We start from the raw sequence: 23,426 nt of genomic DNA, 5'->3' as shown, positions 1-23,426 counted from the left end.
CCTCGCCGACGGCAAGACCGTTCTCCTCGAGATCGATCTCCAGGGCGCGCGCCAGGTGCGGCGCGCCGGAGCCGGCTTGCCGTCGTGGTGCTCCTTGCCCTCGCCGTCGTGGGTGCCGCCGCCGTCTGCGCTGCGATCCGCGGCCTGAGCGGAGTGACCGTCGCCCGTCGAGCCCTCGGCGCCGCCTTCGACGAAGGTCGAGCCGACCGGGGTCTCGCTGTTGCGGCGACGGCGACGACGACGCGTGCCGCCCTCATCCGTGCCCTCGGCGGCGGCATCCGCAGCCCGCTCGGGGCGACGCGTGCGCTCGGTCTTCACCGACTGGGTCTTCGGCGCGGTGGTGAGACGCCCCTTCGTCCCCTGCGGGATGTCGAGGTCCTCGAACAGCTGCGGGCTCGACGAGTAGATCTCGACCGGCTCGGGCTGGCCGAACTCGAGCGCGCGATTGATGAGGGCCCACTTGTGCAGATCCTCCCAGTCGACGAAGGTCACGGCGATGCCGGTCTTGCCGGCGCGGCCGGTGCGGCCGGCACGGTGGAGGTACGTCTTGTCCTCGTCGGGGATCGTGTGATTGATGACGTGGGTCACGTCGTCGACGTCGATACCGCGGGCGGCGACGTCGGTCGCCACGAGCACGTCGCGCTTGCCGGCCTTGAACGCCGCCATCGAGCGCTCGCGCTGGTCCTGTCCCATGTCGCCGTGCACGCCGCCCACATTGAAACCGCGGTCGCCCAGCTCGTCGACGAGGCGCTGCGCCGCACGCTTGGTGCGCGTGAAGATCACGGTCTTGCCGCGGCCCTCGGCCTGCAGGATGCGGGCGATGATCTCGTCCTTGTCCATGGAGTGCGCGCGGTACACGAGGTGCTTGATGTTGGCCTGCGTGAGACCCTCGTCGGGGTCGGTCGCGCGGATGTGGATCGGGTTCGACATGAACCGGCGGGCGAGCGCCACGATCGGGCCGGGCATGGTCGCCGAGAACAGCTGCGTGTGGCGGACAGCCGGAACCTTCTGGAAGATCTTCTCGATATCGGCGAGGAAGCCGAGGTCGAGCATCTTGTCGGCCTCGTCGAGCACGACCTCGGTCGCGTTCGAGAGGTCGAGCAGACGCTGGCCGGCGAGGTCGATCAGACGACCCGGCGTGCCGACGACGATCTGCGCGCCGGCCTTGAGCTGGTCGATCTGGCCTTCGTACGCCTTGCCGCCGTAGATCGCGACGACGCTCGTGGAGCGGTTGCTGGTGAGCAGGTCGATGTCCTCGTAGACCTGCACCGCGAGCTCGCGGGTCGGGACGACGATGAGCGCCTTCACACCGTGCTCGGGGTCCTGGCCGAGACGCTGGACGACCGGGATGCCGAAGCCGAATGTCTTTCCGGTTCCGGTCTTGGCCTGGCCGATGATGTCCTGGCCTGGCAGGCCGAGGGGGATGGTCTGCTCCTGAATGGGGAACGCCTCGATGATGCCCTTGGCGGCGAGTGCGTCGACGATGTCCTGATCGACACCGAGTTCAGCGAAAGTTGTCACTTGTTCAATTGCCTGTCCGGCGACCCTCTGGATCGCCACGTAAACGGATCCACGCCGTCTCTCATGCCACAGGCGCGGGGGCCCGCTCCTACGGCGGGACACGCCCAGCCTACCCGAGGGGCGGCCGGGGCCAGGAAGAGCGCTCGCGCCCGAGTATTGTGAACGACGTGGTGAACTCGACCGGGAGGCCTCGTGGTTAAGTGGTTCTGGCAGCGCGATGCGGCGCCCCGCCGCACCCTTGCGCTCCGCAGCCGGGGTGATCAGGGCGACGCGACCCGCATCGACTTCGCCGAACTCGCGCCGGAGCTCAGTCGATTCCTCGGCCAGGCCGCCTACCTCCAACTGGGCTATTTCGAGACCCTCACCCGGTTGATCCGCGCGACGCCGGAGCTCTCCGAGAAGGAGTCGCTCTCCCGTGCGGCCGGTGCGGCGCTCACGAAGCACCGCGCGATCGTCGACCTCATCGAGGAGCGGGGCGACGAACCCACCCAGCTGATGCTGCCGTTCCGTGAGAATCTCGACGCCTTCCGTCGCAAGACGATCGGAGCGCGCCCGCGGGAGACCCTTCTCGCGGTGTACATCACCGCAGGAATGCTCGACGACTTCTACCTGGCGCTCGCCTCGAGCTACGCCGACACCGGTCGACGGGTCGTCGAGATCCTCCGCGAGGACGATGCGCGCCACGAGATCGTCGCGATCATCCAGGAGACCATCGAGAGCGACGAGGAATGGCGCTCCCTGCTGTCGATGTGGGCGCGCCGTCTGGTCGGCGACACGATCCTCGTGTGCCGATCGGCCTTGCGACCGGAGCGCCTCGCCGCCGACGACGAGCGGATCGAGCCCGTTTACACCGAGCTGATGGGTGCGCACGCACGCCGGATGGATGCGATGGGGCTGGCCTCCTAGGTCGCGCGCATCCGCGCGAAGGCTCGCAGGACGATCTCTCGCGCCTCCTCGGGTACGAGCGGCTCGTCTGCGAGCTCGGCTATCGGGACCCAGCTGGGCCAGTAGCGATTGTCCTCGCTCTGCGCGAGCGCTTCTGGGCCTCCTAGAGTGGGCTCTCCGGGCAACGCCGTCAGGAGCAGGTAGTGCGCCCGCCGGTCGTCGTGGTCGACAGTGGCGAGGTCGCCGGTCACCGTCGCGACCAGCCCCGTCTCCTCGGCCAGTTCACGCACTGCCGCCTGGGCGGGCGTCTCTCCGGACTCGATGCCGCCACCCGGAAGCACGGTGTACCGTCGGCCGCCCTTGAGCCGCCTCATCAGCAGCACGCGGGAGCCGTCGAAGCACACGCAGACAGCGCGTTCCCGAGGGTTCACGGCATCGGGTCAGATCCCGAGTGCGGCCTTGGCCTCGGCATCCGATCGACGGCGAACGGCCACGATGGCCACCGTGGCCAGGACCGCCACGACGACAGCGCCGAGCACGCTCGCCAGCCAGAGCCAGATGCTGTCCTCGCCGATGCCCGCCCACTGCAGGGCGGTGTAGACGATCGCGGACACGGCGGTCGCGATGCCCGGAGTGACAGCGACTCCGCGCAGTTCGCGGCCGCCGATCAGATAGTGCGCGCCGATGCCGAGCGCGCACGCTCCGATCAGCGCGAGGAGGATGTACATGGTGCGGTCAGGCGACGAAACCGACGCGGCGCGATTCCTCGGAACCCAGCTCGATGTAGGCGAGGTTCGCGGTCGGGACCAGGTACGAGTTGCCCTTGACGTCGGAGAAGTTCAGGTGCGTCGAGCTCTGCTCGAGGGCGGCGGAGACCTGGCTGCGGACCTCGTCCGCGCTCGCGCCGGTGTCGAAGCTCAGTTCACGGCCGGTGTTGATGATGCCGATGCGGATTTCCACGCGTGCTCCTTGAAGTTCGTCGGACTTCCCAACTCTACCCCGCGCGCACCGGGCCGGATCGGCCGCCGCAGCCGGTTTCGCCGTGAGCGCACACCGCGTGCGGCCTCGGCGCGACGACGATGTCCGCGCGCCCCGATACCGTGGAGGACATGACACCGGATGCCGCGCAGCGAGCCGTCGTCGCCGCCGCGGCGACCGCCTCCGGGGTCATCATCGGCGCGCCGGGCACGGGCAAGACGCGCACCCTCGTCGACCGGGTCGTGCATCTGCTCGACACCGAGCGGATGCGGCCGGAAGAGGTGCTCGTGCTCACTCCGAGCCGCCAGGCCGCGACCGCGCTGCGCGATCGGATCGGCGTGCGGATCGACCAGGCGACTCCCGGCCCGCTCGCCCGCTCGCTCGGCTCCTTCGCCTTCCAGCTGGTGCGCGGAGCGATGGTGCGTGCGGGATCCGAACCACCGGCGCTGCTCACCGGTGCCGACCAGGACCGCATCATCGCCGAGCTGCTCGCCGGAGATGCCGAAGACGCGCGCATCGCGTGGCCCGAGGTGCTCAACCCGCCGGTCCGCGCCTCGAAGGGATTCCGCTCGGAATTGCGGGCGTTCCTCGCCGAGTGCACCGAGATCGGGGTCCATCCCGATGAGCTCCGCGGGTCGGGCAACGAGGTGTGGTCCGCCGCGGCGGAGTTCCTCGTCGAGTACCGTGCGGTGCTCGACGCGCTGCGCTCGGCCCACCGCGACGCTGCGGATCTGCTGAGCGAGGCGAGCGCGATCCTTCGAGAAGCGGAGCCGGCGGCGCTCGGTCCGCTCGCGCCGCTCCGCGTGGTCCTCATCGACGACGCGCAGGAGCTGACGCGCGGCGGCATCGCCGTGGTGCGGGCCCTGCGCGACCGGGGGATCGCCGTGCTCGCGTTCGGCGACCCCGACATCTCCTCCGGCGCCTTCCGCGGGGCCAGCCCCGAGCTCTTCGCGCAGCTCGCGGGTGTGCTGGGAGACGTGCACGTGCTCGACGGGCCGCACCGCCAGAAGCCTGCCCTCACCGCGCTGACCCGCACCGTCACCCAGGCGATCGGCGTCTCCGGGCGGGTGGAGCACCGCCGCGCTCCCGCGCCGCCGACCGAGGAGGCCGACGCCGCCGTCACGACATTCATCGCCCCGTCGCCCTACGAGGAGCTCGACCGCATCGCGGGAGTCATGCGCGACTGGCACCTCAGCGAAGGGCTCCGGTGGGACCGGATGGCGGTCATCGCCCACGACACGCGGCAGGTGACGACGCTCGAGACCGAGTTGGCGGCGCGCGAGATCCCCACGCGCGCGGCGGGTGTGCAGCGTCCGCTCGGCAGTGAGGGGATCGTGCGCGACATCGTCGAGATCGTGCGGCTCGCGCTGATCCCGGTGGACGAGCGCACCCCGGCCGCGCTGGAGGAGGCGCTGCGCACCCCGTTCGGCGGGATGGACGCCATCGGACTGCGGCGCCTGCGCGCGCGTCTGCGGCACATCGAACTCGAACAGGGCGGGTCGACACCCGCGCGCGAGCTGCTGCGGATGGCGATGGCGAACCCCGCGCACCTGACTCTGATCGACGCGGCCGAATCACGCACGGCGGCACGGTTCGCCGAGACGATCGAGGCGCTGTCCCGCGCAGCGGCCGAGGGCGAGACGATCCACGACCTGCTCTGGCGGGTGTGGGATCAGGCCCGCGCGGTCGACGGCCGGCGCCTGCATGTCGCCTGGCGCGAGATCTCGCTGCTGCCGACCGGGGCTGAGACCGCGCGGTCGCTCGACGCGCTGGTGTCGCTGTTCGACGCCGCGAAGCGGTTCGTCGAGCGGACACCGAACGAGAGCCCCGAGACCTTCGTCCGCGACATCCTCGACAGCGAGGTGCCCGAGGACTCGCTCTCGACGCCCGACCGACCGGGCAAGGTCACGCTGCTGACACCGGCAACCGCCCTCGGCACCGAGTTCGACGCCGTGGTCGTCGCCGGCGTGCAGGACGGCGTCTGGCCGAACGTGCGTCTGCGTGGCGGGCTGCTGCAGACCTGGCGCCTGGCCGACGAGGTGGAGGCGGCGCGTACCGGTGTGGCGATCGAGCCGCGTGGGGTCGTCGACCGACGTCGCGCGGCCCTGCACGATGAACTCCGGCTGTTCGTGCGGGCGATCTCCCGCGCGCGCGACCGGCTCCTCATCACGGCCGTCGACGATGACGACCTGACCCCGAGCGCGTTCTTCGGATTCCTTCCGGCGCCGGAGCCGCCGGAGCGTCATGTCTCCGCCGAGCATCCGCTCACTCTCCGCGGCATGGTCGCCCGCCACCGCCGCACGCTGACGTCGGTCCCTTCGGAGCCTCTGCGACGCGAGGCGGCAGGGCAGCTCGCTGTTCTCGCGCACGAGGGTGTGCCGGGCGCGGATCCTGCCGAGTGGTACGGCGTGACGCCGCCCTCGACGGATGCGCCGCTGCGCGACCTCGCCGTGGCCGGGGCGCGGGTGTCGCCCTCGAAGATGGAGTCCTACGAGGAGTGCGGCCTGAACTGGGTCGTCTCCGCCATCGGCGGCGACACCGTGATGCCGCCCAGCGCTGGAATCGGCACGATCGTGCACGAGGCGATGGAACGGGTCCCCGACGGCGACCTCGAGCAGATGCGCGCCATCGTCGCCGAGCACTGGCCCGAGCTCGACTTCGAGACGGAGTGGATCGGGCGCAAGGAGCGGCGGCGCGCCGACTTGTACGTCGACCGACTTCACTCCTACCTCGGGGATGTGCGCCGCGAGGATGGGAAGGTCATCGGCAGCGAAGTGGAGTTCCGCTTCGCCGTCGATCTCGCGGACGACGACGCGACGCCCGCCGTGCACCCCGTCGGCGACGACCGCGCGAATCAGGCGATCATCCACGGGTACATCGACCGTGTGGAGAGCTATCCTCTCGGTTCGGGAGAGCACCCGCACGCGCGCGGTCGCGGCTGGGAGCCCATGTCGCGCGGCGAGGGCGCACCGACCGTGGTGGTGGATCTGAAGACGGGCAAGACCGACCCCGAGTCCGATTCCGGCGTGCTCGAACATGCTCAGCTGGCCGCCTACCAGGTCGCCGTCCAGCAGGGACTCATCGAAGGAGCGCCGCCCGGGTCCTTGGCCGGGGCACGCCTCGTGATCGTCTCGAAGACGCTCGCCAAGAGCGACTACCGCATCGCCCATCAGCACACGCTCGACGACGAGTCGCGCTCGGCGTTCCTGCGCCGCGTCGCAGGGGCGGCGCGGGGGATGTCGGCCTCGAGCTTCACGGCGCAGGTGGAGTCCCATTGCGCCGACACGCAGCGACGCGTGCACCCGTGCCGCATCCACACGGTGCCGGCGGTGAGCTCGTGACCGTGTGGTCCACGGAGGGAAGCCTCTCGGCAGTCGACATCGCCACGGCCCTCGGCCAGCCCGCGCCCACTCCCGCACAGCAGCGCGTGATCGAGGCGCCTCCCGAGCCGGCGCTGGTGGTGGCGGGGGCCGGCAGCGGCAAGACCGAGACGATGTCGGGCCGAGTGGTGTGGCTCGTCGCGAACGGGCGCGTGCTCCGCGACGAGATCCTCGGGCTCACCTTCACCCGCAAGGCGGCCGGCGAGCTCGCGGAGCGGATCGGAACGCGTCTGGCCGTGATCGACGAATACGGTCGTCGAGGTCTGCTGCCGCACCTCCCCGAGATCGTGCGCGGCGACGCTCTGCGCCGCGTGACGGAGGCGGCACCGGGGCGCCAGCGCGAGATCGTGCGCGCGAACGTCCTGGACGAGCTCGCCGCGGAGTTCGGCACCGGCTGGGATCCCGCGACACCGCGCGCTGCCGAAGACCTGATGATCCGCCCCCGGGTGTCGACGTACAACGCGTTCGCCGACGGCATCGTCCGCGAACATGCGGCACGGATCGGTCGCGATCCCGATGTCGCGATGCTGAGCCAGGCGGCGTCGTGGATGCTGGCGCGCGAGGTCGTGCTCCGCAGCGACCTGCCCGAGCTCGAGAACATCGACTTCGCCCTCAACACCGTGATCGACGCGGTGCAGCGGCTGGCCGGCGATGCGCTCGACCATCGGGTCGAGCTCGACGTCGCCGAGCAGATCGCGCGCGACCAGGCGCTCGCGTTCGCGCCGTACCGCTCGAACGCCGACGTGGAGAAGGCGGCCTCGAATCTGCTGAGCCTGCCGACGCTGGCCGACCTCGTCCGCGACTACATGGCCGAGAAGGAACGGCGCGGCGTGCTCGACTTCGCCGACCAGGTCGGCGGCGCCTACGACATCGTCGAGTCCGCCCCCGATGTGCGTGCCGACCTGCGCGAGCAGCACCGTGTCGTGCTGCTCGACGAGTATCAGGACACCTCGGTCATCCAGACCCGGTTCCTCGCCGAGCTCTTCCGGGACTCCGCTGTCATGGCGGTCGGCGACCCGCACCAGTCCATCTACGGGTGGCGGGGCGCGAGCGCCGACAACCTCTACGCGTTCTCGAAGACGTTCTCGAGCACGGGAACCGCCCAGACGTACAGCCTGATGACGAGCTGGCGCAACGACCGCGGCATCCTCGACATCGCGAACCGCGTGCTCGAGCCTCTCCAGCGGCCCGGACTCGACGTGCCGCCGCTCGAGCCCCGCCCGGGCGCCGGAGAGGGCGGCGTGAGCGTGCGTTTCCCGTTCACCGTCGACGACGAGGCGGCGGCCGTCGCCGAATGGTTCGAGGAGCGCCGCGCCGCGCACGAGTCACGCGCCGGCGGCCGCGCACCCGCGCAGAATCCCCACACCGGCGCGATCCTGTTCCGATCGAAACGGCACATGCAGACCTTCGCCGGGGCGCTCGCCGCCCGCGGCATCCCGCATCGCATCCTCGGGCTCGGTGGACTGCTCACGACCCCGGAGGTGGTCGACGTCGTCTCGACGCTGCGGGTCGTGCACGACCCGACGGCCGGCTCCGCCCTCATCCGTCTGCTCACCGGACCTCGCTTCGGAGTGGGCGTGGCCGACATGGGGGCGCTGTACGACCTGGGCCGCGCGCTCGCCGAACGCGACACCGACATGGCCCCGCTGCCGGAGGAGGTGCGCGCCCGGCTGCGGTCGTCACGCGGTGCCGACGAGGCCGTGTCGATCATCGACGCCGTCGACGTCGTGCGCGCAGTGCGTGACGACTACCGGATGCTCGAGGAGATCACTCCGGACGGCCGGGCGCGCATCCGTGCGGCCGGTGAGATGCTCGAACGACTGCGGCGCGCGTCCTCCCAGCCGATCCCCGAGCTGATCCGGCTCATCGAGCTGGAGCTGCGGCTCGACATCGAACTGGCGTCCAACGAGACGAGGGGCCCCGCCCGGATCGCCGCGACCCAGCTCCGTGCCTTCGCCGACGAGGTGCGCGCGTTCCTCGCCGCCGACGACCGCGGCACCATCGGCAGTCTGCTCGCCTGGCTCGACAAGGCCGAGAGCACCGACGAGCTGATGCCGCGACCGGAGCCGCCGGAGCCGGGGGTCGTGCAGCTGCTCACGATCCACGGATCGAAGGGGCTGGAGTGGGATGCCGTCGCCGTCGTACGCCTGGTGGTGGACGAGCTGCCCAGTCGCGTGTCCGACACGTCGGGCTGGTTCGGATTCGGCGTGGTGCCGTTCGCGTTGCGCGGTGACCGCGACGCTCTGCCGCGCTTCGAGTGGGATCCTGTCGCGGCGATGGGGGAGGAGGCCGACCCGGACAAGCGGCACAAGCTCGCGCAGGCATCCCTGTCGGGAGGAGCGACCAAGGCGAACCCGCAGGGCGGGGCGCTCAAGCGGTTCAAAGATGCCTACCGCGCATACCAGCAGCAGGAGGAACGACGCCTCGCGTACGTCGCCGTGACGCGTGCACGGACCGACCTGCTGCTGAGCGGTGCGCATTGGGCCGGACAGAAGGCGCCGCGCACGCCGAGCCCCTACCTCGTCGAGGCCATCGAGGTGCAGGGAGGGGATCCCATCGACCCGGTCGATCCCGACGAGAATCCCTATGAGGGTCCGGGTTCGACGCTGAGCTGGCCGCTCGACCCGCTGGGAGCGCGCCGCGGCGTCGTGACGGCGGCCGCCGCCGCCGTGGAAGAGGCCGCTCGCTCGGGCCTCGCCCAGCCGTCACTCGAGCTCACGCGTCTGCTCGCCGAGCGGGCGGCCCGCCAACGGGGCGCCGATGCTGCTGCACCGACCCGCGTTCCGGCGTCGCGGTTCAAGGACTATGTCACGGACTTCGCCGGCACGCTGTCGTCGATCGTGCGTCCGATGCCGGAGCGGCCGTACCGGCAGACCCGCCTGGGCACGCTGTTCCACGCCTGGGTCGAGCAGCGCTCCGAGCTCGTCGGCGTCGGAAGCCGCGTCGACGAGGCGCTGTGGGAGCTCGACGAGGACGAACTCCCGTCCGATCCCGGCTTCACCTCCGACGAAGGCCTCGACGGGGCGACCACGGCGGCGGATGCAGCCGATCTCGCCGCCCTGCAGCAGACGTTCGAGCGGAGCGAATGGGGGCTGCTGAAGCCGATCGCTGTCGAGATCGAGATCGACTTCGCCCTCGGCGCCGGCATCGAGGGCACCCTCGATCCGGAGCAGTCGCACATCGTCATCTGCAAACTCGACGCCGTCTACCGCCGTGACGACCGCGGCGGGCGGATCGAGATCGTCGACTGGAAGACGGGCAAGGCACCGCGCACGCCGGCGGAGCGCGAGGAGCGGATGCTGCAGCTCGCGCTGTACCGCCTCGCCTACCATCGTCGTTTCCAGGTGCCGCTGGAGGAGATCGACGTGGCGCTCTACTACGTCGCGGACGACCTGGTCATCCGCGGGGACCGCGTCTACTCGGAGGAGGAGCTCTTCCAGCGCTGGAGCGCAGCTCGCGCGGCGCGCTGAGCCTCCTCGGAGTCATCACCGGAGTCGTCGTCGGCCGCATCGTCGGCCGCACCACCGTCTGCCGTCCGGGCGTAGCCGGGACGCGGCGTCAGCGGATGCGAATCCTCTCGGACGCCGGCCGCGCCGTTCGTGCCCGCGAAGAGCCCGGCCACGCCCGAGAGATCCTCGGTCTCGACGTTCAGCATCTCGGCGCGGTGGGCTGCCTCCGTGCTCTCCGCGTCGGACGTCGCCTGCCCGTCCGACGCCCAGGGCGGTGCGGAGGTCTCGCCGCGTGCGTCGTCCGCACCGACCTCACCGGTGTCGGACCCGCCGTCAGCCCACAGCTCGTTCGGGTTGTACGCGTCGGTCTGCATCGAGGTGTCGACCTCGGCGGCCGTGGCGGCCGGCACGCGGCCGAGCGCGTCGAGGGCAGAGTCGACTCCCTCGCTGCGAGCCGCGATGATGCTGAGATCGTCGGTTCGCAGGCCCTCCGCGAGGGATTCGAGCAGGGCGGCGGCATCATCGACGATGTCGGGGCGCCGCATCGAATCGCCGTGCACCAGCCAGCGCGCGAACTCCAGTTCGGCCAGCAGGCGGGCGCGCACCTCGAGTCCGGCATCCGGAGCGCGATCGACGGTCCGGGCGTACGCGGCGTGCACGTCGGCCGCCGCATCCGGTGCGGCTGACAACCACGAGAGGTCGATGGCGGGATCTCCGACCGACAGGCCGTGCCAGCCGAGCAGGCCGGTGACCTCGGGTCCCCGCTCCGGGTCGTCCGCGAAGAGGAACGAGGTCGCCTGCACGCCGCCGAGCACGACGGTCGACTCGAACCGCCAGAGATCATCGTCGGCGACGGCATCCCGCCAGCGCACGGTGAGGCGGGCGGGCACTCGACCCGTCGAAGCGGCGGCGTCGACGAGGCGGTTCAGCTCGCTGCGGCTCTCTTCGGCGGAGCGCATCACGAGGCCGGCGCCGCGCACGACCGAGGTCGGCAGTCCGTGCACGGCGGCGATCGCGGCACCCATCGACTCGGCGGCACCACGGCCGGCCGGCACCAGGGCTGCTTCGATCTGGAAGCCGGGGAGGAGTTCGGTCACCAGCGCGCGGCCCTTGCCCACGGTCGTCTCGCCGATGTATTCGGGCGCGTGGAACGGCAGCATGGCGCGGGCGCCGTCTGTCAGCGCGCGCAGCGCGAGGGCTTCCGCGGCCAGTTCACGAGCGGTGTCCTCGTCGTCGGCGACGCGGATCGCGAGCTCGCGACCGTCGGCCAGCGACGCGACCGCCGAGTCGAATCGACCGTCGCCGTCTGCGCTGAGAGGACGGGCACCCGTGACCTCCGCGCCGGGCAGTGCGGCCGTCACCGCCGCGGCTAGAGTGAAAGGAGAGCGTCCCATGCCCCCAGGGTAGGTCGACGCCGGGGCGGTCCCGCCTCCGCCACGCCCGTGAGAGAGGGAGTCGATGACCTTTCAGTTCCCCGCCCTCGACCGCGCCGCTGATCTCCGCGAGGAGCCGGACGCGGTCGAACGTCTGCGATCAGACCCCGGAACCCGCGTGATCGTCGTGCGCGACGGCCGGGTCAGGGTCGTCGAGTCGACCCTGCTGAGGGTGCCGGCGGATGCCGTCGGCGACGCGACCTGGGCTCTGCTGGGGCGCGATCAGGACGGCACCGTGCTGCTTCTCGCCGCCGCGCCGCCGGAGAACGATGCCCTCGACACGGCGCCCGATGAGATCTGGCTCGGACTGCGCGACCTCGGCGGTCGTATCGAACGGGTCGAGTCCGAACTGCTCGTCGAGGCGATCGCGATCGCGGGGTGGCTGCGCGACGCGCCCTTCTGCCCGACGTGCGGCGGCGGTACCGAATTGCGGAACGCCGGCTGGTCGCGTCGCTGCCTCGTCTGCGGACGCGAGCACTTCCCGCGCACCGACCCTGCCGTGATCGTCGCCGTCGAGAGCCGCGACGGCGAGCGGCTGCTCCTCGGCGCGAACGCGAACTGGGGCGGAAGGATGTACTCCTGTTTCGCCGGCTTCACCGAGGCGGGGGAGTCTCTCGAGGCGACCGTGCATCGCGAGATCGAGGAGGAGTCCGGCGTGCGCCTGTCGGCCCTGCGTTACATCTCCTCACAGCCCTGGCCGTTCCCTCGCTCGCTCATGATCGGCTTCCGCGCCGTCGTCGATGACGAGTCCGAGGCGCTCGCCGACGGTGAGGAGATCGTCGACGTCCGCTGGTTCACTCGGGCCGAGATCGGCTCGGCACTCGCCGGCGACGGACCCGTGGGTCTTCCGGGGCCTGCCTCCATCGCCCGCGCCCTGATCCTCGACTGGTACGAGGGGCGCGAGTGAGCGCACTCGACGCCCTCGACGAGCGGCAGCGGGCCGCGGCATCCGTGCTGCGCGGTCCGGTCGCCGTGCTCGCCGGAGCCGGAACCGGCAAGACGCGCGTGATCACCCACCGCATCGCGCACGGGGTCGACACCGGCGCGTATTCGCCTTCGCGGGTGATGGCGGTGACCTTCACCGCGAAGGCGGCCGGAGAGCTCCGGGGCCGGCTGCGTGCACTCGGCGTCGAGGGCGTCGCCGCCCGCACGTTCCATGCCGCGGCCCTCGCGCAACTGAACTTCTTCTGGCCGACCCTGGCCGGATCTCCGGCCCCGTCGATCATCGACAACAAGGTGCGGATGCTGGGGCAGGCGGCCGACGCGATGCGGCTGCGGCCGAGCACCGCGACCCTCCGCGACATCGCCTCGGAGATCGAGTGGCGCAAGGTCTCGATGCTGTCGATCGATCAGCACGCCGCGCTGGGCCGCACCGTGACGGGAGTCGATGCAGGCCAGCTGGTGGAGCTGATGCGCGCCTACGAGACGCTGAAGGACGAGCGTCGCCAACTCGACTTCGAAGACGTCCTGCTCGCCTGCGCCGGCATGCTCGAGGCGGAGCCGCGGGTCGCGGCATCCGTGCACGAGCAGTACCGGCACTTCACCGTCGACGAGTTCCAAGACGTCTCCCCGCTGCAGAACCGCCTCCTCGAGCTCTGGCTCGGGGATCGACAGGACATCTGCGTGGTCGGCGATGCAAGCCAGACGATCTACTCGTTCGCCGGAGCCGAGCAGCGGTTCCTGCTCGAGTTCGAACGCCGGCATCCGGATGCGACGGTCGTGCGGCTCGAGACGAACTACCGGTCGCAGGCCCCGATCCTGACGGCCGCCAACGCGCTCATGCACGGTCGGCCCGGCGCGCTCGAGCTCGTACCGGCGCGCGAGCAGTTCACCGCGGACGCGCCGACCGTGACCGCTTACGACTCCGAGGCCGAGGAGGCCGCCGGCATCGCATCGGCGATCTCCGCCCGGATCGCGTCCGGCGCCTCGCCGGCCGAGATCGCCGTGCTGTACCGCGCACACGCGCAGTCGGGTGTGCTGCAGCAGGCGCTCGCCGCCGAAGGGATTCCCACATCCGTTCTCGGCGGAACGCGCTTCTTCGCGATGCCCGAGGTGCGACAGGCGATCCTTGCTCTGCGCGCGGCGGCCGTGGCTCCGACGGAGCAGGGTTTCCTGCCGAACGTGCAGCGCGTGCTCCGGGAGCTCGGCCTGACCGAAGAGCCCCCGGCGGCGGGCGGCGCCCAGCGCGACGGCTGGGAGGCGCGACGCGCGATCCTGCGACTCGCGGAGGACGCCGGGCCCGAGGCGAACCTGCGGTCGTTCAGCGACGCGATGATGGCGCGCGCGAAGGACCAGCACGAGCCGACGATGCGCACCGTGACCCTGTCGACCCTGCACGCCGCGAAGGGTCTCGAATGGCCGCACGTGCACCTCGCAGGCTGGGCGGAGGGCTCGCTGCCCATCTCGTACGCCTCGAGCTTCGAGGCCGTCGACGAAGAGCGTCGCCTCGCCTACGTCGGGGTCACGCGCGCCGCGCGTACCTTGGAGATCTCATGGTCGAGGTCGGCAGGGCGAGGAGAGCGGGCTCCGTCGAGATTCCTGGCCGAGATGGGGACGACGGCTCGCGGCACCGGCATCCTTCGTGAAACGTCACCGCACGCCACGCGCGCGAGCCGTCCGCGCTGATCCGGACGATCCGACCGCCGGCGTCGCCGAGCGCGAGAAGCCGTGCGGCGAGCAGCGCTCCTTCCGCCACCTGTGCGGCGCGCAGCGGTCCCGCCGCACGATCGATCAGCTGCGCGTGCAGCAACGGCCACGCCGGGTCGCGGTCGGTGTCCTCGGCGTCGCGGCAGGACAGGCACGGCGTGTGTCCCGGGATGACGAGCGGCCCGACGGTGACGTGTCCGGGCTCGAAGGCGATGGGCAGATGCGGGATGTCCTCGCGCAGATACCGGGCGAACTGCAGCGCGGCGGCGGACCCCTGCACGAGGATCACCCCCACCGCGCCGCGCACCGAGCGGTCGACGAGCATGACGCCCTCGTCGGCGAGTGCCTCTCTCGTGCGATAGGCGCTGCGTCCGTCGGTGATGCCGATCGCCTCCACCCACGCGGGCGGCATCCCCGCCGGGTCGTCGACGAGAAGATGCTCGATGCGAGCGAGCAGCAGCCGCGCCTCTTCCCGCGGCGCACCGGCGCCGTGCGCGATGACGTCGAACGATGCGCGCCGGAATCCGGAGCGCAGGCGGCTCAGCAGCACCTCGACCCATGGCGCATCGACGGAGATCTGCAGGGAGCCGTCCGTGCCCAGCTGGAGCGTGCGACCGTCCCTCCACAGCAGCGGCGCGCCGGGATCCAGTCGGGTGAGGGTCGGCGGAGTCAGCGGCATTCCCCGATTCTGGAGAAGAGGCGGATGCCGTGGCGCCGCGAAGGCGCTTCCGTGGACAACTTCCGCGGATCGCACGCCGGGGGAGGAGCGGTCGCCCGCCCGCGGACTCAGACGGGTCGCTCGCCTTCCGGAGCGGCATCCCCGTCGGACTCGTCCGGCTCGTCGGCCTGGCCGTCGCCGGGCTGCTCCGCCGAGAAGTCGTCGCCGTCGAGCAGTCGTGCGAGAGCCTCGTCGAACTCATCCGCGACCGGCTGCTCGCCGCGCTCTGCGGCCTGCAGACGGGCGACCAGTGCGCTCGGATCGTCGATGTCCTCGGCGGTCGGCATCAGGTCGGGGTAGTCCCAGAGCGAGTCCCGGCCGGCGATGCCGACGGCATCCGTCACCGCCTGCCACATCGCCGAGGCCTCGCGCATCCGGCGCGGGCGCAGCTTCAGCCCGACCAGTGCGCCCAGGGCGTCTTCGGCCGGACCGCCCACCGCGCGACGGCGGCGTGCCGCCTCGGCGATGCGGGCGCCGTCGGGAAGTCGCGCGGTCGCCTGTGCGGTGACCACGTCCACCCAGCCGTCGATCGTGGCGATGAGGTTCTCGAGCCGCTCCAGCGCCTCGCGCTGCGCCTCGGTCTGGGCGGGGAGCAGCGCACCGCCCTCGATCGCCGCACGGAGCTCCTCCGGATCGGACGGATCGAGGCGGCTGGCGACGTCTTCGAGCGCATCCACGTCGACGCTCACGCCGCGGGCGAAGTCGGTGATCTGCGCCATCACGTGCAGGTGCAGCCATTTCGCGTGCCGGTAGAGGCGGGCGTAGGCGAGCTCGCGCGTCGCCAGATAGAGCGCGATCTGGTCTTCGGGGATCTCGAGTCCCTCGCCGAAGGCGGTGAGGTTCTGCGGGATCACCGCTGCCGTCCCGGCCGGGAGGACCGGGATGCCGACGTCGCCGCCCGACACCACCTCGAGCGAGAGATTGCCGAGCACCTGGCCGAACTGGGCGGCGAACACCGACCCGCCGAGACCCCGCATGAGCTTTCCCGCACCCTGCACGACGCTGCGCATCTCCTCGGGCACCTGCGTGTCGAGGGCGGAGGTCAGCGCGTCGGCGATGCTCGTCGACACGGGACCGGCGATCTCCTTCCACACGGGCAGCGTCTTCTCGACCCACTCTCCTCGGGTCATCGCGGTCGGAGCCTCCGCGAGCTCCGCGATCGTCGTCGCCTCGCCGAGCCAGAGATTCGCGAGCGTGAAGGAGTCGACCAGGGAGCTGCGCGAGCCGTCGGTCACCCCCTGGCCGTCGCGGTTCGCGATGTGCAGAGCCTGTCGCTGCGCGTTCTCCCACGGGTCGCCGCCGAACGCGCCCTGCAGCTGCGACATGATCGTCTGCATCATGGTGGGATCGAACTGGAAGCCCTCCATGCCCTGCATGGCTTCTCGAAGAGCCTCGGGGTCGATGTCACCGCCGCCCTGGTTCGAGAGCATCCGTCGGAGGAACTCCTGGAAGTCCTCGGGGGTCGGATCGTTGTCTGCCATGTCGTTCGCCCTCTCAGCACGCCTATAGCCGTGGCATCTACGCTAGTCACAGGTTTCTGCACGCGTCCCCGAAGCGAGCAGATCGCTGTACGCCGCTCGCGAACGACGGAGGATGCTGTGGATCGAACGCGGTCAGGAAAGCCCGGACTGGGGGTCTGGGCGCTCATCGTCGCGCTCATCGCCCTGGCCGTGCTGACCTTCCTCCCGACGCCGTATGTCATCCAGCGGCCGGGCCCCGTCTACGACACTCTCGGCACGGCGACCGGGACCGACGGCGAACCGGTCCCGCTGATCAGCGTCGAGGGCGCCGAGACCTTCGAGACCGCCGGAACCCTCGACCTCACGACGGTGCAGGTGGTCGGCAACCGCGAGCGCACCCCCAGCTGGTTCGAGCTCGCGCTCGCCTGGATGGACTCCTCGCGCGCCGTCGTGCCGCTGGACTCGGTCTTCCCCGCCGGTGTGACGACCGAGCAGCGCGACGAGCGCAACGCGATGCTGATGGTCGATTCGCAGCACGAGGCCACCGCCGCCGCGCTGAACGAGCTCGGGTATGACACGGGCGCGCAGGTGGTCGTGCAGGAGGCCGTCGCCGACGCGCCGGCCGACGGGCTGCTCGAGGCGGAAGACGTCATCACCGCGATCGACGGCACGACCGTCACCTCCGCGACGCAGCTGCGCGAGGCGATCCAGGATGCCGGGGGAGACCCGGTGTCTCTCACCGTGCTCCGCGGCGGCGAGGAGCGGACCGTCGAGGTCACGCCGGAGAAGCACGTCGAGAACGACGTCACGACCTGGCTCATCGGCATCACCCTGCGCACCGACTACGACTTCGAGGTCGACGTGACCCTTCAGCTCGACAACGTCGGCGGGCCCAGCGCAGGGATGATGTTCGCGCTCGGCATCATCGACACGCTCACCGAGGGCGAGCTGAACGGGGGGAAGAACATCGCCGGCACCGGCACGATCGATGCCGAGGGCACGGTCGGCCCGATCGGCGGCATCCGGCAGAAGCTCTACGGCGCACGAGACGCGGGCGCCGAGTACTTCCTCGCCCCGGCGTCGAACTGCGACGAGGTCGTGGGTCATGTCCCCGACGGTCTGCAGGTGATCCGCACGTCGACGCTCGAGGAGTCCCTGGACGCCCTCGAGGTGATCGCCGACGACGGCGACGTGGATTCTCTTCCGACGTGCGAGGTCGCGGGGTCCTGATCCACCGCGGCCGTGACCTCGCCGTGACCGGGATGACAGCCGGCCCACAGTGAGGCCCGCCTAGGATGGAACGGTGACCTCGAACTCAGCCTCAGCTCCGACTCCGGCCACGCCTCGAACCTCCCGACGCATCCTCGGCATCTCCCTGGTGATCATCGCCGCGCTGATCGCGGCGTTCTTCGTGTTCGCCTCGCTCTACACGGAGTTCCTCTGGTTCGACCAGGTGGGCTTCACCGGCGTTCTCACCACGCAGTGGATCGCCACCGCCGTGATGTTCGTGGTGGGCTTCCTCGGCATGGCGGCGCCGCTCTTCCTCGTGATCCAGCTCGCCTACCGCCTGCGGCCCGTCTACGTGCGGCTCAGCTCGCAGCTCGACCGCTACCAGGAGGTCATCGAGCCCCTGCGCCGTCTCGCCATGTGGGGCATGCCGATCTTCTTCGGCCTGTTCGCCGGCTTCGCGGCCGCAGGGCAGTGGAAGACCGTCTGGCTGTGGGCCAACGGTGTCGCGACCTCCGACGTCGATCCGCAGTTCGGCATCGACACCGGCTTCTACATGTTCGCGATGCCGTTCTACTCGATCCTGCTCGCGTTCGTCTCCGCCGTGCTCCTGCTCTCGCTGCTGGTCACCGCGCTCGTCTCGTACCTCTACGGTTCGGTGCGCATCGGTCAGGGCGAGCTGCGCATCTCCAAGCCGGCCCGCATCCAGCTCGCGGTGATCGCCGGCCTCTACCTCCTCGTGCAGGCGGCGAGCCTCTGGCTCGACCGGTACAAGACGCTGACGACCCCCGACGACCGCATCACCGGTGCCGCGTACACGGGGGTCAACGCGACCATCCCGGGTCTCGCGATCCTCGCGATCATCGCCGCCGTGGTGGCCGTGCTGTTCTTCGTGACCGCGGCCATCGGCCGCTGGCGCTTCCCGCTCGCGGCGACCGCGCTGCTGATCGTCGCATCGCTCGTCGTGGGCGTCGGCTACCCGTGGGTCGTCACGACCTTCCAGGTCAAGCCGAACCAGAACGCGTACCAGGCGGAGTACTACCAGCGGAACATCGACGGCACGAAAGAGGCCTACGGCGTCGCCGACCTCGAGACCACGGCCTTCGAGGCCGAGACGGATGCCGCTGCCGGCCAGCTGCGCGAAGACGCCGAGACCACGGCGTCGATCCGCATCATGGACCCGAAGGTCATCCCGCCGACCGTCCGCCAGCTCGAGCAGTACCGCGGCTACTACCAGTTCCAGACGAACATGGACGTCGACCGCTACGAGATCGACGGCGTGATGCAGGACACGGTGGTGTCGGTGCGAGACCTCGACATGTCGGGCCTCGGCGACGGCGACAACTGGAACAACCGCGTCGCCGTCTACACGCACGGATACGGCCTCGTCGCGGCGGCGGGCAACCAGCGCACCAGCGATGGCGAGCCCGTCTTCCTCGAGCGCGGCATCCCGTCCTCCGGGTTCCTCACCGACCGCGAGAACTTCGAGCCCCGCGTCTACTTCGGCGAGAACTCCCCGGAGTACTCGATCGTCGGCGCCCCGGAGGGTGCCGAGCCCGCGGAGATCGATTACCCGCGCGGCAAGGACGGCTCCAGCGAGACGAAGACGACGTTCGAGGGGGACGGCGGCCCCAAGGTCGGCGACACCTTCACGAAGCTGCTCTACGCGCTGAAGTTCCAGTCCGAGCAGATCCTCTTCTCGAACCTCGTGAACGAGGACTCGCAGATCCTCTACGATCGCGACCCGAAGACGCGCGTGCAGAAGGTGGCGCCGTACCTCGAGCTCGACAGCGACCCGTACCCGAGCGTCGTGGACGGCCGCATCGTCTGGATCGTCGACGGCTACACCACGAGCTCGACGTACCCGTACTCGACCGGCGTCAGCCTGTCCGATGCGATCGCCGATTCGAACGTGCCGTCGCCGACCCTCGCGATCGACGACATCAACTACATCCGCAACTCGGTCAAGGCCACGGTCGACGCCTACGACGGCTCGGTCACGCTCTACGCCTGGGACGAGGAAGACCCGGTGCTGAAGACCTGGCAGAAGGTCTACCCGTCGACGGTGAAGCCGATCAGCGAGATGTCCGGCGAGCTGATGAGCCACGTCCGCTACCCGACCGACCTGTTCAAGGTGCAGCGCGATGTCCTCGGCATCTACCACGTCGACAAGGCGGGCTCCTTCGCACAGCAGGACAACCGGTGGCAGACGCCGAACGACCCGCGCAGCGAGGCGATGCTCCAGCCGCCGTACTATCTGACGATGAAGATGCCGGGCCAGGATGAGCCGCGCTTCTCGATGTTCTCGACGTTCATCCCGGTGTCGCAGGGCGCCGGAGGCAGCCGAGACGTGCTGATGGGCTATCTCGCGGTGGATTCGGATGCCGGTTCCGAGGCAGGCGTGAAGGGCGAGGGCTACGGTCAGCTCCGAATGCTGGAGATCGATACGGACACCACTGTGCCCGGCCCCGGCCAGGTGCAGAACACGTACAACTCCGACACGGCCGTGGTGCCGCAGCTCAACCTGCTCCAGCAGGGTGAGTCCGAGGTCATCTACGGCAACCTGCTCACGCTTCCGGTCGGTGGCGGTCTGCTCTACGTGCAGCCCGTGTACGTCCAGTCGTCCGAAGGCACGCAGCTGCCGCGACTGCAGAAGGTGCTGGTCGCCTTCGGTGACCGGGTCGCCTTCGAAGACACTCTCACCGAAGCACTCGACACGCTGTTCGGCGGCGACTCGGGTGCGACGGGTGGTGACGACGAGGTGGAACCGACTGATCCGAACGATACGGGTACGCAGGATCCCGAAACGGGAGAGACGCCGACCGAGCCGACGCAGCCGACGGGTGATGAGGCAGCAGCGCTCGCCGACGCGCAGCAGGCGCTGCTCGATCGCGACGCCGCGCTGAAGGCCGGCGACCTGGAAGCCTTCGCCGAGGCCGACAAGCGCCTCACGGCGGCCGTCGAGAAGCTCCTCGCGTTGGACACCGCCGCGGGGCAGTGATCCCACGCCGCTGAATCGAATCGGGCGTCCCTCCGGGGGCGCCCGTTTCGCGTATCGGCGGCGTGAGGACGGCACACCTGTCGGGAGAAGGCACACCTGTCGGGCCAAAACGCCCGATCGCCCCTGCATCCGGGATTTCTCCCGACATCCGTACCGACCCGGGCGGTGGAAGATGCGCCTATACGGGAGGGCAAGCGAAAGGCCCCTGATCTGGATTTCTCCTGATCAGGGGCCTTTCTTGTGTCGCATTCTCGTTGCGGGGACAGGATTTGAACCTGCGACCTCCGGGTTATGAGCCCGGCGAGCTACCGAACTGCTCCACCCCGCGGCACAAGAAGTAACTTATCACGGATTCGGAGAGGCGGCCAATCGAGCCGCTCCCTCCTCGATGCGAGAGGATGAGGTCATGTCCGAGAACGCTGCCGTGTCCGTCGCCGTGTGCCAGTTCGCGCCCACGGCATCCCGTTCCGACAATCGCGACCGGATCGCCGCGCTCACAGCGGATGCCGCGGCCCGCGGCGCGAAGCTGATCGTGTTCCCGGAGTACTCGAGCTACTTCGTCGATCCGATGGACGCCACCCTCGCGGCGAACGCCGAGGAACTCGACGGCGAATTCGTCGCGACTCTCACCGCCCTGGCCGCCGACTACGCCGTGGTCATCGTCGCCGGCCTCGCGGAGCGCGCCGCCGACGGCCACCGCGTCCGCAACACGGTCGTGGCCGTGCGTGGCGACGGCATCCTCGCCGTCTACCGCAAGCAGCACCTGTACGACGCGTTCGGGCAGACGGAGTCGGACTGGGTCGAACCGGGTGATCCGGGGGAGTCGTCGACGTTCGAGCTCGGAGGCCTGCGCTTCGGGCTGATGACCTGTTACGACCTGCGGTTCCCCGAGCTCGCCCGCACGCTCGTCGATGCGGATGCCGATGTGCTCGTCGTGCCGGCGGAGTGGGTGCGCGGTCCGCTCAAGGAGCACCACTGGACGACCCTGCTCGCCGCGCGGGCGATCGAGAACACGGTCTACGTCGTCGCCGCCGACCACCCCACCCCGATCGGGGTGGGGCATTCGCAGATCGTCGATCCGCAGGGTGTCGTGATCGCCGGTGTCGGGACGACCGAGGGCATCGCCGTCGCACCCGTCGAGCGAGCGGCGATCGATCGCGTCCGGACCGTCAACCCGTCGCTGCGCGTGCGACGATACGCCGTCGTGCCCCGCTGACGCGGGGCCCCTTCAGACGGCCAGCGCAGCGAGGCGCGACGCGGCCTCCTCGAGCACTTCGACGCGCTTGCAGGCGGCGAAGCGGACCAGGCCGCCGTATTCTCCGCGCCGCGCTTCCGAGACGAAGGCGGTCAACGGGATCGCGACCACTCCCGCGCGCTCCGGCAGCGCACGGCAGAAGGCCGCGGCATCCGTTCCGCCCAGCGCCGTCGCATCCGCGACCGTGAAGTAGCCGCCCTGGGGGGCGTGCACCGTGAACCCGGCGGCCCGCAGTCCGTCGCCGAGGATCTCGTGCTTACGGGCGAGCGCCGACGCTGCTCCCGTGAAGTAGGCATCGTCGAGCCGCAGGCCGACCGCCACGGCCGGCTGGAACGGCGAGCCGTTGACGTACGTGAGGTACTGCTTCACCGTGAGGACGGCCGTGATCAGGGCGGCAGGGCCGTGCACCCAGCCGATCTTCCATCCGGTCGCGGAGAACGTCTTGCCCGCCGACGAGATCGTGAGCGTCCGCTCCGCCGCACCGGGGAGCGTCGCGATCGGAGTGTGCGTCGCATGGAACGCGAGGTGCTCGTAGACCTCGTCGGTGATGATGATCGCATCGTGCCGCTGCGCGAGGCGGACGACCTCCGCGAGCACCTCGGCGCCGAAGACGGCCCCGGTGGGATTGTGCGGATCGTTCACGAGGATGATCCGGGTGCGATCCGTGACCGCCGCCGCGAGCTGACCGAGATCGGGCTGGAAGCCCGGAGCGCGCAGGGGCACTGTCCGCAGACGTGCGCCTGCCAGAGCGACCGCGGCGGCGTACGAGTCGTAGTACGGCTCGAAGACGACGACCTCGTCGTCGGGGCCGTCGATCAGCGCGAGCAGGCTGGCCGTCAGCGCCTCGGTCGCTCCGGCCGTGACGATGACCTCAGTCGCCGGGTCGACCTCCAGGCCGTAGAACCGGCGCTGATGCTCGCTGATCGCCGCGAGGAGGTCGGGGACGCCGCGCCCCGGCGGATACTGATTCGCCCCGTCGGCGATGGCCTGCCGTGCCGCCTCGAGGACGATCGACGGACCGTCTTCGTCGGGGAAGCCCTGGCCGAGATTGATCGCGCCGGTTCTGGCCGCCGCTGCCGACATCTCTGCGAAGATCGTAGGTGCGACGGTTCCGTCTGCGGCGAGCAGACCTGCACCGGCCGCCGTGCGCCGCCATGCGCCGGGAATGACACTCATGAAGAACAGGCTAAGGCCATAGCTGAAACTCATCTTCGCCATACGAAACGCACAGATACAGGCGGCAGTCTGAAGGGGCGTTGATGAAGGAGCACACCATGAACGAAGACGACACCCAGAACCACTCGGCACCCGCGTCGAACGACGCCGTGCCGTCCACCCCGGCAGCAGAGAGCGCCGCTCAGTCGGCCGCTCCGGCTGCCCCCGAGAACACCGCACCGGCTGCGCCGGCGCACGGACACGAGGTGCCGTCGACCTTCACGTCGCAGGCGCCCGTCGCCCCCGCAGGTCAGCCGG

15 protein-coding genes, 1 tRNA gene and 1 pseudogene are annotated in these 23,426 nt (G+C 70.3%); 9 read left to right on the top strand and 8 right to left on the bottom strand.

The genetic code is table 11. From position 1 onward, the window contains the following. The coding region (locus tag DW306_RS01255; RefSeq protein ID WP_136053831.1) for a DEAD/DEAH box helicase at positions 1-1,521 on the bottom strand (1,521 nt) is incomplete at its 3' end. A 192-nt stretch (positions 1,522-1,713) separates the two neighbouring features. Between DW306_RS01255 and DW306_RS01250 the strand changes: the two genes are divergently transcribed. Continuing rightward, positions 1,714-2,427, top strand: coding sequence for a ferritin-like fold-containing protein (locus tag DW306_RS01250; RefSeq protein WP_136053830.1), 714 nt, complete (start codon positions 1,714-1,716; stop codon positions 2,425-2,427). Here the strand turns inward: DW306_RS01250 and DW306_RS01245 are convergent. Genes DW306_RS01245 through DW306_RS01235 form a run of 3 tightly spaced genes read right to left on the bottom strand, consistent with a single transcriptional unit; the run spans position 2,424 to position 3,366 of the window. Next, on the bottom strand, positions 2,424-2,837 hold the full coding sequence (locus tag DW306_RS01245) for an NUDIX domain-containing protein (protein WP_136053829.1): 414 nt from the start codon (positions 2,835-2,837) through the stop codon (positions 2,424-2,426). The genes DW306_RS01250 and DW306_RS01245 overlap by 4 nt on opposite strands. Before the next feature lie 9 nt (positions 2,838-2,846). Beyond that, positions 2,847-3,134: a hypothetical protein gene (locus DW306_RS01240; protein WP_136053828.1), complete on the bottom strand. Its 288-nt coding sequence runs from the start codon at positions 3,132-3,134 to the stop codon at positions 2,847-2,849. A 7-nt stretch (positions 3,135-3,141) separates the two neighbouring features. Beyond that, on the bottom strand, positions 3,142-3,366 hold the full coding sequence (locus DW306_RS01235; RefSeq protein WP_136053827.1) for a DUF3107 domain-containing protein: 225 nt from the start codon (positions 3,364-3,366) through the stop codon (positions 3,142-3,144). 149 nt (positions 3,367-3,515) lie between these two features. On the opposite strand from DW306_RS01235, the gene DW306_RS01230 reads away from it, so the two are divergent. Beyond that, positions 3,516-6,725 (top strand): ATP-dependent DNA helicase, encoded by a 3,210-nt coding sequence (locus tag DW306_RS01230; protein ID WP_136053826.1) that lies wholly within the window; start codon positions 3,516-3,518, stop codon positions 6,723-6,725. Further along, the gene (locus tag DW306_RS01225; protein ID WP_240747004.1) at positions 6,722-10,234 is read left to right on the top strand and encodes an ATP-dependent DNA helicase; all 3,513 of its coding nucleotides are present in this window, start codon (positions 6,722-6,724) and stop codon (positions 10,232-10,234) included. Before DW306_RS01230 ends, DW306_RS01225 begins: the two co-directional genes overlap by 4 nt. Here the strand turns inward: DW306_RS01225 and DW306_RS01220 are convergent. Continuing rightward, positions 10,180-11,607, bottom strand: coding sequence for a phosphotransferase (locus tag DW306_RS01220; protein ID WP_240747003.1), 1,428 nt, complete (start codon positions 11,605-11,607; stop codon positions 10,180-10,182). The two genes, DW306_RS01225 and DW306_RS01220, sit on opposite strands and share 55 nt — an antisense overlap. 64 nt (positions 11,608-11,671) lie before the next feature. Between DW306_RS01220 and nudC the strand changes: the two genes are divergently transcribed. Then, positions 11,672-12,553 (top strand): NAD(+) diphosphatase, encoded by an 882-nt coding sequence (gene nudC, locus DW306_RS01215; RefSeq protein ID WP_136053825.1) that lies wholly within the window; start codon positions 11,672-11,674, stop codon positions 12,551-12,553. Further along, positions 12,550-14,271, top strand: coding sequence for an ATP-dependent helicase (locus DW306_RS01210; protein ID WP_136053824.1), 1,722 nt, complete (start codon positions 12,550-12,552; stop codon positions 14,269-14,271). The genes nudC and DW306_RS01210 overlap by 4 nt, the downstream gene beginning before the upstream one ends. 807 nt (positions 14,272-15,078) lie before the next feature. On the opposite strand, the gene DW306_RS01205 is transcribed toward DW306_RS01210, so the two are convergent. Next, positions 15,079-16,491, bottom strand: coding sequence for a zinc-dependent metalloprotease (locus DW306_RS01205; RefSeq protein WP_136053823.1), 1,413 nt, complete (start codon positions 16,489-16,491; stop codon positions 15,079-15,081). A 117-nt stretch (positions 16,492-16,608) separates the two neighbouring features. On the opposite strand from DW306_RS01205, the gene DW306_RS01200 reads away from it, so the two are divergent. Continuing rightward, on the top strand, positions 16,609-17,700 hold the full coding sequence (locus DW306_RS01200; RefSeq protein WP_136053822.1) for a PDZ domain-containing protein: 1,092 nt from the start codon (positions 16,609-16,611) through the stop codon (positions 17,698-17,700). Between the two features lie 73 nt (positions 17,701-17,773). Beyond that, positions 17,774-20,698, top strand: coding sequence for a UPF0182 family protein (locus DW306_RS01195; RefSeq protein WP_240747002.1), 2,925 nt, complete (start codon positions 17,774-17,776; stop codon positions 20,696-20,698). Positions 20,699-20,952: 254 nt separating this feature from the next. Here the strand turns inward: DW306_RS01195 and DW306_RS01190 are convergent. Then, a tRNA-Met gene (locus DW306_RS01190) sits at positions 20,953-21,026 on the bottom strand. 78 nt (positions 21,027-21,104) lie between these two features. Between DW306_RS01190 and DW306_RS01185 the strand changes: the two genes are divergently transcribed. After that, positions 21,105-21,914, top strand: a complete 810-nt coding sequence (locus DW306_RS01185) for a carbon-nitrogen hydrolase family protein (protein ID WP_136053821.1) — start codon at positions 21,105-21,107, stop codon at positions 21,912-21,914. 12 nt (positions 21,915-21,926) lie between these two features. On the opposite strand, the gene DW306_RS01180 is transcribed toward DW306_RS01185, so the two are convergent. After that, the gene (locus tag DW306_RS01180) at positions 21,927-23,129 is read right to left on the bottom strand and encodes an aminotransferase class I/II-fold pyridoxal phosphate-dependent enzyme (protein WP_136053820.1); all 1,203 of its coding nucleotides are present in this window, start codon (positions 23,127-23,129) and stop codon (positions 21,927-21,929) included. Between the two features lie 98 nt (positions 23,130-23,227). Here DW306_RS01180 and DW306_RS01175 point away from each other — a divergent pair. Next, a pseudogene (locus DW306_RS01175) lies at positions 23,228-23,426 on the top strand (serine protease); the annotation flags it as partial.

The sequence above is a fragment of the Microbacterium sp. K24 genome (assembly GCF_004794465.1).
Classification (GTDB): Bacteria; Actinomycetota; Actinomycetes; order Actinomycetales; family Microbacteriaceae; genus Microbacterium.
Note: the sequence above shows the minus strand (reverse complement) of the source record. Positions and strands in the feature narration are given on the sequence as shown.